Genomic DNA, 15,776 nt, shown 5'->3' with positions numbered 1-15,776 from the left:
CGCCTAGCCCTCGGCCAAGAACCGGGCCAGGTAGGGCGCGGTGCGGCTAGCCTTGCTTTGCGCGACTGCGGCGGGAGGGCCGGCGGTCACAACGCGGCCACCCTCCTCCCCCGCGCCGGGGCCCACGTCGAGTACCCAATCGGAACCGGCCACCACGCGCATATCGTGCTCTACTACCAGCACCGAGTGGCCGGCCTCGACCAAGCCGTTAAGTTGGGTGAGCAGCTTCTCAACGTCGGCCGGGTGCAGGCCGGTGGTGGGCTCGTCGAGCACGTAGAGGGTGTGGGCGCGGGCCTGGCGCTGCAATTCGGTGGCGAGCTTGATGCGCTGGGCCTCGCCGCCGCTGAGCTCCGTGGCCGACTGGCCGAGGCGCAGGTAGCCCAGGCCCACCTCGCGCAGCACCGTGAGGGCGCGGCGCACGCTGGGCTCTGCTTCAAAAAACGCCCAGGCTTCGTCCACGGTTAGGCCGAGCACGTCGGCGATGCTTTTGCCCTGATAGGTGATTTCGAGCGTTTTGGCGTTGTAGCGGGCGCCGTGGCAGGTGGGGCACGGCGAGTACACGCTGGGCAAAAACAGTAATTCGACCATCACGAAGCCCTCGCCCTGGCAGGTTTCGCAGCGGCCCTTGGCTACGTTGAAGGAGAAGCGGCCGGCGTCGTAGCGGCGCTTGCGCGCCTCGGGCGTGGCCGCAAACAGCTTGCGCACGTGGTCAAACAGGCCGGTGTAAGTAGCCATGTTGGAGCGCGGCGTGCGGCCGATGGGCTGCTGGTCGACGCGCACAAGGCGCTTTACGATGTCCAAACCGGCCGTGATTTTGCCCTGCGAGGTTTCGCCCGGCTCGGCCAGCTCCAGGATTTCTTCGGCGGCTTCGCTGCCGCTAGCCTCCGCGTCTTCGGTTTTCAGGCCCAGCGCTTCGCTCACCAGCTCGACCAGCACCTGACTCACGAGCGTCGACTTGCCCGAGCCCGACACGCCCGTGACGGTCGTGAACACCCCTAGCGGAAACTCGGCGGCGAGGCCTTGCAGGTTGTGGCGGGTGGCGCCGGCCAGCTTCAGCCAGCCCACGGGCGGGCGCTCGGGGCGGGCCGCCAGGCTTTCGCGGTTAAATAAAAACTGCCGCGTTTGGGATTCTTCTACGTCGGCCAGCCCGGCGGGCGGGCCACTGTAGAGCACCCGCCCGCCCTGCTCGCCGGCCGCCGGCCCCACATCCACGAGCCAGTCGGCCTGGCGCACCACGTCGAGATTGTGCTCCACCACGAACAGCGAATTACCGGCTTTTTTGAGGCTGGCCAGGGCCTTCAGCAGCGCTTGCGTATCAGAAGGATGCAGGCCAGCCGACGGCTCATCGAGCACGTACACGACGCCGAATAAATTAGAATAAAGCTGGGTTGCCAGGCGCAGGCGTTGCAGCTCGCCGGGCGAGAGAGTGGGCGTGCTGCGCTCCAGGGCCAGGTAGCCGAGGCCCAGGTCGAGCAGCACCGCCAGGCGGGCGCATAAATCCTGGGTGATGCGGCGCGTCACTTCGGCCTGCTCGGGGTGGCCCGCGTCGTGCTGTTGCGCGGTGGCCTTGCCCTCGGCGAAAGGCCGCAGCCGGCTAGCTACCTGCTGCAGGGGCAACCGCGCCATATCAGCAATATCGAGGCCGGCGAACGTGACGCTGAGCGACTCGGGCCGCAGGCGCTTGCCGTGGCAGAGCGGGCATTCCTGACTAAGCATGTACTGCAATACGCGCTTCTTCATAAGGGCACTTTGCGTATTACCAAATGTATAAAACACGTGCCGCCGGGCACTCGAGAACGTACCCATATAGTTGGGCGGCTCTTTGCGCTTCAAAGCTTGCTGAGTTTCCTGGGGCGAGTAGCCAGGGTAAACCGGCACTACGGGCTGCTCGTCGGTAAACAGAATCCAGTCGCGGTCCTTCTGAGGTAGTTCGCGCCAGGGGCGGTCTACGTCGTAGCCCAGCGTCACGAGAATATCGCGCTGGTTCTGACCGCCCCAGGCCTGGGGCCAGGCCGCAATGGCTCGCTCGCGGATAGTGAGCGACGGGTCGGGCACCATCGAATCTTCGGTTACCTCATACACGCGGCCCAGGCCGTGGCAGCGCGGGCAGGCTCCCTCGGGCGTATTTGCTGAAAACGCTTCGGCGTAGATAATACCTTGTCCTTTTGGATAATAACCAGCCCGTGAATACAACATTCGGAGCAAGTTGGCGAGCGTGGTGACCGAGCCTACCGACGAGCGCGTGGTAGGTGCCCCGCGCTGCTGCTGCAAAGCCACGGCCGGCGGCAGCCCGTCGATGCTATCGACTTCGGGCACCGATAATTGGTGAAAGAGCCGCCGGGCGTAGGGCGATACCGATTCGAGGTAGCGGCGCTGGGCCTCGGCGTAGAGCGTGCCGAAAGCCAGGCTCGACTTGCCGGAGCCCGACACACCGGTGAAGACGACGAGCGCATCGCGCGGAATATCAACGTCGATGTTTTGGAGGTTGTGCTCGCGGGCGCCGCGCACCCGCACAAAGCCCGCGCCGGGCGTTTGGGGAAAAGGAGGAGTAGACATAGAGGCTGGATGGGCACCGCAGCGCCACTGGCCCCGACATACGGAATATTTCAGCCTGACAGGCACATTGGCGCGCATTGCCGGCCTAGTTGCGCGGCACCAGGGCCGTCAGCACGGCCTTGCGGAGCGCCGCATAGTCGCCGGCTGGCACCACCGTAAGGCCGGGTGAAGTGCTTAAGCCACAGGCCGCAGTGGCTACTACCGGAATGCCAGCCGCCAGCGCCCGCAGCAGCAGCCGGGGCTGGTGCTCCACGTAGGCCGGATACACAACCAGTCCCACGCCCGCCAGCGGGTCGGCCCCGGCCGGCGAGGTAGTTATTTCCTGCCAAAAGCCCGCGTGCTCGGTGGCCCGGCCGGCTACTACCAGCGGCACCTGCAATTCCTGGGCTAGCCGGCGCATTTCGTAAGCGCCCTTGCGGGCCAGGGCAGCGGCCGGGAACAGTATCTTTTGGCCGGGCGGCGGGCTAGCCGGCGCGGGCGGCAGTGCCCACTCCAGCCGCTCGGCCTTGTGGTGAAACAGGTCGACTAGCTCGTGGTGGGGCGTAAACAGGCGGCGGGCCTGGGTGAGGGCGCGGCTTTCGGCTTCGACAAACCCCGGCCCCGCCCGAAAGTCGCGGAGCGTGGGGCTAGCCGGATGCTGGGCGTGGGCCCGGTCGAGCCGCTGGTGCAACACTTCGGCGGGCAGGCGGGTGAGCAGCACATCGTAGGTGCGGCCAGCTAGCGCGCCCGTTTCCCCTAAAAAAGGCAGCAAGGTTTGGGCCACGACCAAGTGCGTGCAATCGAAGGCCAGCCGCCGGGCGGCAGCCAGGGCTACCTGCCGGTCAGCTCGCAGCGACTGGGCGAATACGTTGCGGCCCGCGCGGGCCGCCAGCCGCAGCTGCACCTGCCGCCAGCGGGCGGGCAGGCCGAGCGCTACCATTTTTGCGGTACCCAGCCTAGGCCAGCCGGCATGGCCGGTGCCCCGGCCGTTGGCGGGCAGCGGCACCAGCAGTACATCGGCCGGAGTGGCGGTGGCCTGCACGTAGCGGGCAAATTCGGGCCAGTACTCATCCAGCACAAAGGTGGTGCGCCCGGCGGCCGGCCGCGCCGGTACCTGCCCCGGATGCTTAAAGCACGTCCGGTTGCCGCACGAGTAGCAGTCGTTTAGCTTCGAGGCGGTTCGGGGTTGGGCTGGCAACGTGCTGCCGGCGGGGCTAGCCCCGGCCGCCCGAAACCGGACCAGCAAACGGTCGGCCGTGAGCTCGACTTCGAGGCGAAACGTGAAGGGCGGCCGAAAGCGCAAATCGAGGTAGCTCCACTTCACGGTTGCGTCGCGGTCGAGCTCGGCCAGCGAGCCCGCAATAACGCGGGTGTGCCGGTGCCGCTCCACAATGGCAAAGCCCGCTTGCAGCGCCGCATCGTACAAGGCATTAGAGAGTTGGCACAGGCCGCCAGCTACTATTGGCACCACGCAGCCCTCCCTGATTTCGCGGCCCGGCACGTAGCCCCGGCGCCGGCTGGGTTGCCCCACGTGCCGCCAGAAGCTGAACACGGCCCCGGCCGGCACCTCCAGGCCGTGCAGGCGGCGGGTGGCGCGGCGCAGGTTTTCGACCTTGCCGGCCGTGAGCAGCCAGGTCGTGGGCGTATCGTCAGGGTTCCACAGGTCGCTGGCCGAGCTGGCCAGCACCGGTGCCCCGGCTAGCCGGCCATCGGGGCGGCAGCGCGGCGGCGGGGCCAGCAGGTTTTGCCACTGCCGCCGGCCGGTCAGCAGCTGGGCTTTGAGCTGAAAAACTGCGTCGCGCAGCCAGGTATGGCGTTCGGCCAGGGCCGTAGGGGTTGACATAGGGAGAGGCTTTACTACCTAAGCAGCAGATGCAAAATAGCGGCAAAATGCACACCCGGCCGCGCCGGCGGCTGGCACGCGGCGCTACCTGTTGCCGCTGCCTGCCGGCTGGCCAGTTTCTGCCCGATTCAAACAACTACCCTACTCGCGGAAATCGCCCGGCGTAAGGCCCGTTTGGCGTTTAAAGAAGTGGCAGAAATGCGCTACGTCGGTAAAGCCCAAGCTGTCGGCAACTTCCGAAACCGTCCAGCTTGTTTGCTTCAGCAATATTTTGGCTTCCTGCGTCATTCGGCCGCCGATGAGTGCCGTGGTGGTGTGGCCGGTCGTTTCCTTCAGCACCCGGTTGAGGTGGTTGACGTGCACCGCCAGCTGGTCGGCGTAGTCCTTGGCCGTGCGCAGGCGCAGCTGCTGCGACGGGCTTTCCAGCGGAAACTGCCGCTCCAGCAGCTCGGCAAACAGCGTGGCCAGCCGGCTTGCCGCCTTGTGGGCGGGCACCGCGACCGGGGCCGGCTGGAGCTTTTGCCCCAGGTGAATCAGCTCCAGCAAGTAGGCGCGCAGCAGGTCGTACTTATACGCGTAGCCGGACGAAATTTCCTGCGTCATCTTCTCGAAAATCAGCTCGATAGCCGCGTATTCCGCATCCGTCAGCAGCAGTACCGGCTGGCCGCCCGGCTGAAAAACCGGCAGCTCGTCCAGGGCTAGCCCGCTCTTGGCGGGCAGCAAAAACTCGTCGGTAAAGATGCAGAAGTACCCCGCCTGCGCCGCGTCGTGCGGCAGCCAGCGGTAGGGCACGCGGGGCGTGGCAAACCACAGGGCGTTATCCGCAATCTCCACTTGCTGGTCGGCAAATTCTATCCGGCTGCGCCCGCGCAGCACGCTGATTTTATAAAAAGCCCGCCGGTCGAACGTCATGGGGGTTTTATCGCGGCGCCCGGCCATGAGGCCTTCCACGCGAAAGACGTTGAAGTGCCCGACTTCCCGCTGAATATCCGGCGGCAGCAGCGCGCCGCTTGCCGCCCCAGCCTCGGGCGCTAGCTTGGAGTAAAACGCTTCGAGTGAATCAGGCTTGGCCATAGCTGCTTGTAAAAATCAAAGATAATCCGCTTTTTCATCTTACAATTACTCCCAGCTTATGAGGCCCTTGCTTTCTTTTGCACTCCACCGTAGCTCTTTTACTTACTAGGCCCGCTTTACTTATGCTGCCTCGCTCCTATCAGCTTTTTACAGGAACTCTTGGTGGTGCCGGGCGCGCGCTGGCGCTGGCCCTGCTGGCCGCCTGCACCCGCGCCGCCGCGCCCACCGCCGGGACCGCGCCTGCCGCGGGGTATTTCCCGGCACCCGGCGCGGGCTGGCAGCACCGCGCCCCGGCCACCGAGGGCCTCGACCCGGCCAAGCTAGCCGAGGCCGTGGCCTTTGCCCAAACCCAGGAAACCACCCAGATGACGCCCAACTTCTCCACGCAGGAAGAGATTTTTGGCAAGCTGCTCGGCCCCATGCCCACCAGCCGCGCCGCCACCAACGGCCTGGTGCTGCGCCACGGCTACCTCGTGGCCGAGTGGGGCGACACCGAGCGCCCCGACCCCACTTACAGCGTGGCCAAGAGTTATTTATCCACTATTCTGGGTATTACCCTTGACCGCGGCCTTATCAAGGATATCCACGAGCCAGTAGCCCACTACATCCGCGACGGCGGCTACGATTCGGAACATAACCAGCTGATAACCTGGGAACACCACGCCCGCCAAACCAGCGAATGGGAAGGTGAGCTGTGGGGCAAAAACGCCGACTTCATCGGCCGCGAGGCCTTCGGCAAGGGCGAGCGCAAGCCCCGCGCCCTGCAAGCGCCCGGCACCTACTTCGAATACAACGACGTGCGTATCAACCGGCTAGCCCTCTCGCTGCTGCGGGTGTGGAAAAGACCACTGCCCGACGTGCTCCGCACCGAAGTGATGCAGCCCATCGGCGCCTCCAGCACCTGGCAGTGGGTGCCCTACCCCAACGCCGTGGCCGAGGTCAATGGCCAGCCCATGCCCTCCGTGAGCGGCGGCACGCGCTGGGGCGGCGGCCTGCGCATCAGTGCCCGAGATGAGGCCCGCCTCGGCTACCTCATGCTGCGGCGCGGCCGCTGGGGCCGCCGCCAGGTGGTGTTGCCCGGCTGGGTGCAGCAGGCCACCACGCGCGGCCCCGTCGGCCCCGACTACGGCTACCTCTGGTGGCTCAACACCGAGCAAAAGGCCTGGCCCGACGCGCCCGCCAACAGCTACGCTGCCCTCGGCGCGGGCCAGAATACCATTTGGGTAGACCCCACGCACGACCTCGTCATCGTGTGGCGCTGGCATAATGGCAACCCCAATGAGCTGATAAAGCGGGTGCTGGCGGCCGTGAAGGAGTAATTGTCTCCAAATTACATCCCGTTTATTTCCTTGCTGACACGAATGATTCTACTAGTCCTACTATTCTTCAACGCGCTATGCTTTATGCTGTTTTTCCTGGACAAGCGAAAAGCCCAGCGGGGCCAACGGCGCATTTCCGAGAAAACGCTGCACTTGGCTACCCTAGCGGGAGCCGCGCCGGGTGCGTGGGTAGCCATTTTTTTGCTGCATCATAAAAACCGGAAAGCGGCCTTTTGGAGCATCACGCTGCTGCTGACGTTGCTACAAGGCGCGGCTTTGTATTTTTTTATGTCGCCGCAGTTTAGGGCCCCGGGCTAGTGGGCTACTGGCGCGGGTTTAGCGCAGCGTAACTCGTGACTGGCTTTCGGGGAAAGCTGTGCCTCCTGTAGAACGAGCCACTGAAACGGGCCTAGCAGAACGGCCCCACCATGCCGCTGGCCCGGCAGTGGAGGTACAACCTCCATCTTAAAATAAGTCACGAATTGCGCTGCGCTGAACTCGCGCTAGAGAGGACTCCGCAAAACGATATGAAAATAGTTATCTTTTCCTTGCTGTTGCTAAGTAAATTTCCGGTAGCAGCACAGGCTACCTGGCCACGCAACGCTCAAAACGACTCCATTGAGTTTAGAGGTATAATGCCCTGGCCGCGAACTGACAGCACAGCGACGCAGCGACGGATACTAGTCCAGCAATGGTACGCCGTCAGGTTGCTATCCAAACCCCCAAACAAACCGCTTGGCTGGGCCGCTAAATATGATGAGGCGCCACTCGAACGCATCAGCTTGGCCGGACAGGGTTATTTTACCTACTACGATAGGCTTGATTACGTGCTCACTTGCAACGCCTTGCTTTCGCCTACCGCAGCAGGCATGGCTTATCGGCTTTCGCATTTTGTGTGGTGGCGCGGCCGAAAAAAGCTCTTCGAGCCCTCGCCGCTAGAGTCGTTAACTGAGCTTACAGGAGCTGATAGAGAGTCTATTCAGGTATTTCGGGCAAGAATAGAAGCCGCCTTAGCCGGATGGTAGAACGTTATCTTTCCACCCAGCCGCCGCTAGCCTGCACCCTAGCCAGCAGCGCCGCGTGGTGCGGCGCCCGGTTCAGCACCAGCTCGTTGCCCAGCAGCACCAGTTGCTGGCGCGCCCGCGTCACGGCCACGTTGAGCTTGCGGTCGACCTGGCCGATTTCGTCGGGCGACACCATAAGCTCGAGTTGGTGCTCGTGGTGGCAGCAGAAGCTCACGATAATCACCTCGCGCTGCGAGCCCTGGTAGCGCTCCACAGTATCGACGCTGACCTGGGCCAGCGCGGGTAACTCGTGCTGCTGGGCCAGCTGGGCCAGCCGGGCGCGGATGCGCGCCGCCTGGTTGCGGTAGCTGGCGATGATGCCCAGCGTGGCGTTGGGGTCGAAGGCCGGGCCGTAGCCCTGCACCACGGCCAGGGCAGCGCGGGCGGCCAGCTCGGCCTCCTGGCTCGACTCTTTTTGCGAGAGGTCGTCGGGCTGGCGGCGGGTGGGCACGAACACGAGGCGCTGGCGGCGCAGCGCCTCACCAAAGGCATCGGCGGGGCTAGCCACGGGCCAGGCGCTGGGGTTGAGGCTGGCGTGCTGCCAGGGCGCGGGGCTGCGCAGCTGGCCGCCGTAGAAGTCGTCGTTGACGAGCACCGCCAGGTCGGCGTGGGCGCGGTACTGGTTGGCCAGCGTGCCGTGGGCGTAGGGCCACTGCGCCTCGGCGCGGCGAAAAAGGCGCTCGAAGTACGAGTTGCGCAGGTTGGTGAGGCCTAGCTGCTCGCGCAGCAAATCGGCCACGGCTGGGGCCACGGCGCTGGTTTCGGCTTCCTGGGTCACCACGGCGGGCAGCTGGCGGTGGTCGCCGATGAGGATGAATTTCTTGGCCTTAGCCAGCAACGCCAGCATCGGGCCTTCGAGCACCTGGCTAGCCTCGTCCACCACGGCCACGTCGAACTGCTTGAGCTGAAACAGCTCGGGCCGGCCCAGCAAACTGCTGATGGTGCCCACGTAGAGCGGCGTGGAGGTGAGGCGCGCCCGCACCATCTGGCGCGTGGGCAAGTCGCGAATCATGTTGTCGAGCAGGTACGGCCGGTAGGCCGGCGAGGTGCTCAGCCGCGAGCCGATGCGGATAAACGGCAGCCCGGCATCCATGAGCTGCTCGCAGATTTCGTCCACGGCGCGGTTGGTGTAGGCGGCCAGCAGCGTGCTCTTATCATCATTGACGAGGCGCACGGCCAGCTCGCGCAGCACCGAGCGGGTTTTGCCGGTGCCGGGCGGGCCGCAGAGCACAAACCAGTCGGGCGCGGCCAGGGCGCGCTTCACTACCTCGCTGGCCTCGGTGGCGGGGGTCGGGTGCGCGGCGTCCCAATCCTGGGGCGGGCGCGGCGCGGTGCGAGCCAGCAGCTGGCGGCGGCGGCCCGGCGGCAGGCTTAGGAACGCCGTGAGCCCCGCCCACTCGCGGCGGAAGGTGTCGTAGGTATCGGGCTCCAGGGCCCAGTGCGAGTGGCCGTGCAGGTAGCGCGGGGCCATGCGGCGGTTGCGCACGGCCAGCACTACGCGGCCATCGGCGCCGAGGTCTTCGGCCAGGGTCACTTTCACCACTTGGGCATCGAGGGCACTGAGCGTCTTGACGTTATTAGCGGCAGATTCGTTAGCGTTTTCTACGTTTGCGCTTTCGGACGCCCCCGCTAGCCCCTGCGCTTCGGCCAGCGTGGCGCGACGGCGCGGGTAGAGAATGAGCGTGTCGCCAGCCCGAAAATTCACTTCCCTACCCCCTTCGGGCCGCTGAAAGATGAGGTGCGGCCCCAGCCAGTCGCGGGCGTCGTCGGGCGCGTTGCTGTGGTCCTCGATGAGTTCGAGCTCATCAAGCAGACTGAAGTTCTGGTGCTTGCGGGCCTGGGGCAGCAGCCAGAGGCCGGCCTGGCCGCCAGCGTCGCCGGGGCGGCCCTCATCGCCGAGCAGGGCCAGCCGCATTTCGCGGGCCGCGAAGCGGGTCAGCTCCAGGCAGTAGGCGCGCTCGGTGCGGTCGGCGGCGGCCCAGACGTTGGCGGTTTTCTCGGCCTTTTCGCGGTTGAAAGATGGGATGGCGGCCAGATTGGGGCGTAGCACGGGGCCAGCAGGGCAGCCGTTTGGCCGGGGCCGGTGGCGCGGGCCAGTTGCAATTCCAGGCCTACGAGCTGGTTGCGGGCGGCCAGCAGCTGGTCCACGAGGGTCAGGTTCTGGAGCACCGGACGCACAGCGGGCTGGTCCTCAGCCGCGTTGGAATACAGGATGCTGGTGCGGCCCCGGCCGGCGGTTTCGCCATCGGCCCCGAACACCGACTCCAGCAGCAGGCGGTAGAGCTGGGCCTGGGCGGCGTGGTTGGTCCAGGGCTCAGCCACGGGCACTTTCACCGAGCTTTTGAGCTCCACGAGGTCGTAGCCGGTGGGGCTTTCGTGCAGCAGGTCGAGGCGACCTTGCAGGCCATAGGTGGCCGAAAGAAAGGTGGGTTCGAGAAAGCAATCGGCCAGCCGCAACGGCTGCTGCTGGTAGCCGCTGCGCGAGCTATTCACAAAGCCCTGCCGCCGCGCCTGCCGCAGCGTGCGGTGGTGGCGGCGCAGGTCATTGAGCAATTCGGGCACGCCGGTGCGCGTCTGAAACTCGGGCAAGGTACTCAGCGTGAGCGGCTCGGCCCGAAAGAGCTTTTTAGTAAGAAAATGCTCGAGGTCAAAATCCGCGTCGCTTGGTAACTGGTGATTATCAGCTGCCAGCGGCTCGGCATTGGCTAGCTCGCTACTGACCCGAAAACCTTTGTAGTCAGTCCATTCGTGGCTAGCCGGCAGCTGGCTGCCGGCCACCTGGCTCGCCGCGTGGCTCACCTCCTCATCGAGCAGGCGGTTGACGAGGTTACCCACGACGAGCGAGCGCGAGGCTTCATCGGGCAAGAAATACTTGAGCAGTGCCAGCTCGGCGTAGGTGCCATCGCGCTGGGCACACTCGGCCAACGTCGTCACACTTATCAGATAATCAGGCTCCAGCACCACGCGGCGTGGGCGCACGCGGCCATCGGGCAGCCGCACGGGGCCGATGAGGTTGAGGGCCGGGTGCAGCGCGGCGGCGGGTAGCAGCAGGCTTTCGTAGGCGGGCGGCAGCTCCAGCTGGAAGGGGCCGGGCGGGCGGTCGTCGGCGGGCACGCTCATTTCGACGGTGATGGCGCCGCTGGCCAAGTCGGCGTGCACCACCTGCACCCGCCACACGGCGCGCGGGTCGGCGGCGCTTTCGGATGGGCTAGCCACGGCAGGTAGCGCGGGCGTAGCTGCGGGCAGGTGGGCCACGATTTCGGCCGGTGCGGGCGGGCGCGGGCCGGTGTAGGGCTCGCCGGTAAGGGCTTCTACTAATTCGGCTACGGCCGCGAAGCCGGCGGCTACCTCGGCTAGGGTGCCGGGATAGCTTTCGTGCAGCACCAGATTAGCGGCCACGCGCAGGTCTTGCAGGCGCGCGCGCAGGCTAGGGTCCAATTCCAGGGCGTAGCACGCCCCGCCTATCGCCTGGAATAGGTTGCCGAAGGGCGCCTTGCGGCGCTTGTAGTCGGCCCGCAGCAGGCTTTCGAGCAGCTTGCGCAGGCGCGGGAGCTGGTCGGCGGGCGCGGCGGTGGGGTCGGCTAGGGCGGCGAGGCGGGCGTGGGGCGAGTCAGACAAAACAGGTGGGCGTGGGCGAAACTTAAAGGTAAGCCCTTGCCGCAAAAATAGCTATTTCGCAGTGGGGCCGGGCGCGGCGCCATCTTCCTGCAAATAGTAGTGCCGGATGCGGTTAAAATCTTCGTCCAGCTCGTACACCAGCGGCACGCCGGTCGGGATGTCGAGGGCGGTCACTTCCTCGTCGGTGAGGTGGTCGATGTACTGCACCAGTGCGCGCAGGCTGTTGCCGTGGGCGGCAATAATTACCTTTTGGTTGCGGCGCAGGGCGGCCATTATCTTCTCGGTCCAGAACGGCAGTACGCGGGCCAGCGTCTCGCTCAGGTTTTCGGTCAGCGGCAATTCACGGTCGGTGAGGTGCTGATAGCGCAGGTCGTGGCCCGGAAAGCGGGGGTCATCTTTCGTGATGGCGGGCGGGTGCGCGTGGGGCGAGCGGCGCCACTCCTGCACCTGCGCCTCGCCGTACTTAGCGGCAGTTTCGGCCTTGTTGAGGCCCTGCAGCGCACCGTAAAACCGCTCATTCAGCCGCCACGACTTCTGCACCGGAATCCAGAGCTGGTCCATGTTTTCGAGGGTAATATCCAGCGTTTTGATGGCCCGCTTCAGCACCGACGTAAAGCCGATATCAAAGGTGTAGCCGTGCTTTTGTAAGAGCTGGCCAGCGTGGGCGGCCTGCTGCTTGCCCAGGTCCGAGAGGTCCACGTCGGTCCAGCCGGTGAAGCGGTTTTCCTGGTTCCAGACGCTTTCGCCGTGGCGCAGAAGCACGAGTTTTTGCATGGGAATTGGGCTTTTTGTGAGGAAGAACGGCTTTTACGCAAAAAAGAACGTCATGCTGAGCTTGCCAAAGCATCTCGCTCGCGCCGTTAGGACTAGTATCCCCTAGCGGCGCGGCAGAGATGCTTCGGCAAGCTCAGCATGACGGCCTAAGTAATGAGTGAAGCGGAATAAAGCGCGCTTATTTCACCATGAACGACGCTTCCGTCTTGTCCCACATCAGCGCCACCTTGCCCGACTTATCGACTGTGATGGTGAACTGCTCCACGGGACTAGCCAGCGTAGTGGGCTTCACTTTTACGCGCAGCACGTCGTCGGCGGCCTTGTAGTCGTAGGCGCCCCACTGCTTGGCCGTTTTGTTGAAGATGATGGTCCACTCGCTGGCACCGGGGATGGTAAACAGCCCGTAGGTGCCAGCGGCTAGCGCCTGACCGTTGATTTTCACGGCTTTGCTCACCGTGAAGGTGGTGGCCTCGTTGGCGCCGGTGCGCCACACCTCGCCCACGGGGGCTAGCGGCGATTTTTCGCCGAACGCGGCGCGGCCCTTCAGCGAGGGCTTGCTGTAGTCGATGGTGACCTCCGTGCCGTGCACGTCAGCTTTGGCTACGGCCGGCGGGCTGGGGCGCTTCGACTTGTCTTCGGGCTTTTTGGCTTGGGTGGGCTCAGTCATGGTCGCCTGGGCCTGGGCCGGGGCGGCGTAGGTGAGCAGGGCGGCGCCGGCTAGGGCAGCGAGGGGGAGAAAACGCATAGGTGAAAGGTTAGTAAGTGTCATGAGGAAAGCTGAAAATTCGGCAATTGGTTTAACAATATCCCGCTGACTGGTAGCTATTATCTTTAAAATCCGACATCGAAACGCTCATCCGTAACAAGTACTTGCTTGCCTGCGTCGCGGTTTATTCCCACAAAATCGAATCGACCAGAAATAATATGCTTAACTGAATCGAATTTGGTAATCGTTAATTCTCCTGGGTATTGGCGAAGATAGGTGAACCAGGTACCCGCTCTACCATAGCCAATTACGCTAATACCGCCCATTTTAAAATCATACGTTTTGCCCGTTCGCAGCCGTAAGCTATCGCAGGTGATACTGATAAAACCACCATCAGAAGCCTTATAATCAGCAGCGTTTACTGAGAAGTAGGCATACCCTTTAGTATCGACATAGTAGCTCATACCAAGTCCAGGATGATTCCATGAACCGTGGGGCACCAATAGTTTACCATCAATTTTACACCCAAAGGTCTCGGCTCCGATAGTGGTTTCGGCGGGTAATTGCGGCGCTACCTCTTCTTTGCACTGACTTAATATTAGCAGCGTACATGTTGCCAGATTATAAAGAGTAGTTTTCATAATTGCCTGAATTAAAGTGCCGGTAAGATGCACGGTACAAGCCATTAGTTGCATCGCGCTGGCGCGAGTTACGCTTCGCTAAACTCGCGCCAGCGGCATTAGTAGCTCGCTGCACTGCCTCACATATGCCCCCTAGCCCGCGTCTCGCCCATGCGCCAGTACACGAGCAGCGAGATAAAGGCGCAGCCCGTCACGTACCAGTAGAAATACTCGGCCACGCCCTGGTCCTTGGCCAGCAGCGCCAGGTACTCGGCGGTGCCGCCGAAGAGCGCCGCCGTGAGGGCAAACGGCAGCCCCACCCCTAGCGCCCGAATGTGGGTCGGAAACAGCTCGGCCTTCACGATGGCCGAGATGCTGGTGTAGCCGCTCACCACGAACAACGCCGCAATCAGCAGCCCGAACGCGCCCCACTGGCTGGTGGTGTGGGCCAGCGTGCGCAGCAGCGGCACCGTGCCCAGCGTGGCCCCAATGCCGAAAAACAGCAGTACCGGCCGCCGCCCCACCACGTCGGAAACCGCCCCCAGTAGCGGCTGAAACAGCAGCGCCACCGCCATCGCCCCGAACGAAATCAGCGTGGCCTGCTCCTTGGTAAAACCGCTGGTATTCACCAGAAACTTCTGGGCGTAGGTGGTGAAGGTGTAGAAAGCCAGCGTGCCGCCCAGCGTGAGGCCCACCACCGTGAGCGTCTCGCGCGGACAGGCTTTGAGCTGCTGCACGGCCGAGAGCTTGGCGGGGCGGTTGGTGGCCTGGGCTGCGGCTTTATCCTGCTCGAAGGCGGCGGTCTCGCTCATGTGGGTGCGCAGGTAGAGGGCGCCCATCGCGGCCCCGGCCCCGACAACGAACGGGATGCGCCAGCCCCAGGCTGTCATCTCGGCGGGCGTCACGAACTGCTGCAAGGTCAGCTGCACAATCAGCGCCAATAGCTGCCCGCCCATGAGCGTGAGGTACTGAAAGCTCGACCAAAAGCCCCGGTGCCGCGCCCCGGCCATCTCGCTGAGGTAGGTAGCCGAGGTGCCATACTCGCCGCCCACGCTGATACCTTGCAGCAGCCTAGCCAGCAGCAAAATAGCCGGCGCGCCCAGCCCGATAGTCGCGTAGCCCGGCGCGCAGGCAATGAGCAGCGAGCCGCCCGCCATCAGCTGCACCGATAATAAGAGCGCCGCCCGCCGCCCGTGCTTGTCGGCATAATTACCCAAAAACGCGGCGCCCAGCGGCCGCATCAGAAAGCCCACCGCGAAGATGGCGGCCGTATTCAGCAGCTGCGCCGTGGGGTTGGCCTTGGGGAAGAAAACGGGCGCGAAATACAGCGCAAAGGCCGAGTAGGCGTACCAGTCGTACCATTCCACGAGGTTGCCGATGGAGCCGGAGACGATGGAGCGAAAAGGAGAAGCGGACATGGCCGCGAAGGTAGCGGCGGGCGCAAGCTGGCGTCGAGGCTAGCGCAGCGCAACTCGTGCTTTCTCCTGACGTGGAGGCTGCGCCTCCACTGCCGCAACGCGGCAATCGACGGCGGGCGAGCTATTAAGAAGTAACCAGCGCCGCTTGCCGCGTTGCGGCAGATGAGGTACAACCTCATCGTCAATGTTGTCACGAGTTACGCTGCGCTAAACTCACATCAGTTCGATTCAATCTAGCAAGCCGTTTTGATGCAAATAATCAAAAATTATTTTATCGACCGGCCCGACTTTATACTTGTCAGCATACTGGTACCACTCAATACTCTCAATTTCCGAACTTACACGCAACTGCCCCGAGTATTTACCTAAATAGCAAGTCATCTTTACTGTTATTCCCTCTGGCTGCCCATGAGCTTGCGCTTCAAAAACCCCTAGGTACTTCAGTGTTTTCTTATCAATAGTAACGGTCAATTCTTCAAAAACCTCCCGCAATAAAGCCTGCTCGTCAGTTTCATCATTCTCCCTTTTACCACCTGGAATGTAAAATAGCTCCTTTCCATAGCTTTTTGCCATAAGAATCACCTTATTCTCTAATTCTATCCAGGCAAGTTTATCAATCTGTTTCATTTGCAAACAACAAATTAAATTCTGTGTGTGATGTTACAATAACCCAAATCCTGGCAGCCCCCTCACCGCGCCGCCCGAATAGCCTGCTCCAGCAACAGGTCGTGTCCGGGCTGGCCTTTGCAGATACCCCTCTAACTATCCGGCACGAAGGTTCTCATGGGGATAGCCATTTCAGGCA

General features: G+C 63.5%; 12 protein-coding genes. 2 read left to right on the top strand and 10 right to left on the bottom strand.

Annotated features, from left to right (window positions below; translation table 11 throughout):
- Positions 1 to 3: 3 nt before the first annotated feature.
- The 3 genes from GKZ68_RS06915 to GKZ68_RS06905 all read right to left on the bottom strand — a co-directional run bounded on the left by GKZ68_RS06915 (position 4) and on the right by GKZ68_RS06905 (position 5,452).
- Entirely contained in the window at positions 4 to 2,556 is a 2,553-nt protein-coding gene (locus tag GKZ68_RS06915; protein WP_173112384.1) for an excinuclease ABC subunit UvrA, read from the bottom strand.
- 85 nt (positions 2,557 to 2,641) lie between these two features.
- Positions 2,642 to 4,378: a VanW family protein gene (locus GKZ68_RS06910; RefSeq protein ID WP_173112381.1), complete on the bottom strand. Its 1,737-nt coding sequence runs from the start codon at positions 4,376 to 4,378 to the stop codon at positions 2,642 to 2,644.
- Between the two features lie 141 nt (positions 4,379 to 4,519).
- A complete protein-coding gene (locus GKZ68_RS06905; protein ID WP_173112379.1) occupies positions 4,520 to 5,452 on the bottom strand; it encodes an AraC family transcriptional regulator in 933 nt (310 codons plus the stop codon).
- 122 nt (positions 5,453 to 5,574) lie between these two features.
- Between GKZ68_RS06905 and GKZ68_RS06900 the strand changes: the two genes are divergently transcribed.
- Both GKZ68_RS06900 and GKZ68_RS06895 read left to right on the top strand, forming a co-directional pair.
- Positions 5,575 to 6,771, top strand: a complete 1,197-nt coding sequence (locus GKZ68_RS06900; protein WP_173112376.1) for a serine hydrolase — start codon at positions 5,575 to 5,577, stop codon at positions 6,769 to 6,771.
- Positions 6,772 to 6,813: 42 nt separating this feature from the next.
- Entirely contained in the window at positions 6,814 to 7,089 is a 276-nt protein-coding gene (locus tag GKZ68_RS06895; protein ID WP_217275325.1) for a DUF1294 domain-containing protein, read from the top strand.
- A gap of 711 nt (positions 7,090 to 7,800) precedes the next feature.
- On the opposite strand, the gene GKZ68_RS06890 is transcribed toward GKZ68_RS06895, so the two are convergent.
- The 7 genes from GKZ68_RS06890 to GKZ68_RS06860 all read right to left on the bottom strand — a co-directional run bounded on the left by GKZ68_RS06890 (position 7,801) and on the right by GKZ68_RS06860 (position 15,598).
- The gene (locus GKZ68_RS06890; protein ID WP_173112373.1) at positions 7,801 to 9,885 is read right to left on the bottom strand and encodes a DEAD/DEAH box helicase; all 2,085 of its coding nucleotides are present in this window, start codon (positions 9,883 to 9,885) and stop codon (positions 7,801 to 7,803) included.
- On the bottom strand, positions 9,771 to 11,453 hold the full coding sequence (locus GKZ68_RS06885) for a PD-(D/E)XK nuclease family protein (protein ID WP_173112370.1): 1,683 nt from the start codon (positions 11,451 to 11,453) through the stop codon (positions 9,771 to 9,773). Before GKZ68_RS06885 ends, GKZ68_RS06890 begins: the two co-directional genes overlap by 115 nt.
- A gap of 51 nt (positions 11,454 to 11,504) precedes the next feature.
- Positions 11,505 to 12,227, bottom strand: a complete 723-nt coding sequence (gene gpmA / locus GKZ68_RS06880) for a 2,3-diphosphoglycerate-dependent phosphoglycerate mutase (protein WP_173112367.1) — start codon at positions 12,225 to 12,227, stop codon at positions 11,505 to 11,507.
- 178 nt (positions 12,228 to 12,405) lie between these two features.
- Positions 12,406 to 12,972 (bottom strand): DUF2911 domain-containing protein, encoded by a 567-nt coding sequence (locus tag GKZ68_RS06875; RefSeq protein WP_254244190.1) that lies wholly within the window; start codon positions 12,970 to 12,972, stop codon positions 12,406 to 12,408.
- Between the two features lie 86 nt (positions 12,973 to 13,058).
- On the bottom strand, positions 13,059 to 13,574 hold the full coding sequence (locus tag GKZ68_RS06870; protein WP_173112364.1) for a hypothetical protein: 516 nt from the start codon (positions 13,572 to 13,574) through the stop codon (positions 13,059 to 13,061).
- Between the two features lie 119 nt (positions 13,575 to 13,693).
- Positions 13,694 to 14,971 carry an MFS transporter gene (locus GKZ68_RS06865; protein WP_173112361.1) on the bottom strand — a complete coding sequence of 426 codons (1,278 nt, stop codon included), beginning with the start codon at positions 14,969 to 14,971 and terminating at the stop codon, positions 13,694 to 13,696.
- A 228-nt stretch (positions 14,972 to 15,199) separates the two neighbouring features.
- Positions 15,200 to 15,598 carry an NUDIX domain-containing protein gene (locus GKZ68_RS06860; protein ID WP_173112360.1) on the bottom strand — a complete coding sequence of 133 codons (399 nt, stop codon included), beginning with the start codon at positions 15,596 to 15,598 and terminating at the stop codon, positions 15,200 to 15,202.
- Positions 15,599 to 15,776 lie beyond the last annotated feature (178 nt).

The organism is Hymenobacter sp. BRD128 (assembly GCF_013256625.1).
Classification (GTDB): Bacteria; Bacteroidota; Bacteroidia; order Cytophagales; family Hymenobacteraceae; genus Hymenobacter.
Note: the sequence above shows the minus strand (reverse complement) of the source record. Positions and strands in the feature narration are given on the sequence as shown.

Bases quoted from the DNA above. Each gene is read 5' to 3' on its own strand.
- GKZ68_RS06915 (WP_173112384.1), bottom strand. From the start codon at position 2,556: ATGTCTACTCCTCCTTTTCCCCAAACGCCCGGCGCGGGCTTTGTGCGG.
- GKZ68_RS06910 (WP_173112381.1), bottom strand. From the start codon at position 4,378: ATGTCAACCCCTACGGCCCTGGCCGAACGCCATACCTGGCTGCGCGAC.
- GKZ68_RS06905 (WP_173112379.1), bottom strand. From the start codon at position 5,452: ATGGCCAAGCCTGATTCACTCGAAGCGTTTTACTCCAAGCTAGCGCCC.
- GKZ68_RS06900 (WP_173112376.1), top strand. From the start codon at position 5,575: ATGCTGCCTCGCTCCTATCAGCTTTTTACAGGAACTCTTGGTGGTGCC.
- GKZ68_RS06895 (WP_217275325.1), top strand. From the start codon at position 6,814: ATGATTCTACTAGTCCTACTATTCTTCAACGCGCTATGCTTTATGCTG.
- gpmA (WP_173112367.1), bottom strand. From the start codon at position 12,227: ATGCAAAAACTCGTGCTTCTGCGCCACGGCGAAAGCGTCTGGAACCAG.
- GKZ68_RS06875 (WP_254244190.1), bottom strand. From the start codon at position 12,972: ATGCGTTTTCTCCCCCTCGCTGCCCTAGCCGGCGCCGCCCTGCTCACC.
- GKZ68_RS06870 (WP_173112364.1), bottom strand. From the start codon at position 13,574: ATGAAAACTACTCTTTATAATCTGGCAACATGTACGCTGCTAATATTA.
- GKZ68_RS06865 (WP_173112361.1), bottom strand. From the start codon at position 14,971: ATGTCCGCTTCTCCTTTTCGCTCCATCGTCTCCGGCTCCATCGGCAAC.
- GKZ68_RS06860 (WP_173112360.1), bottom strand. From the start codon at position 15,598: ATGAAACAGATTGATAAACTTGCCTGGATAGAATTAGAGAATAAGGTG.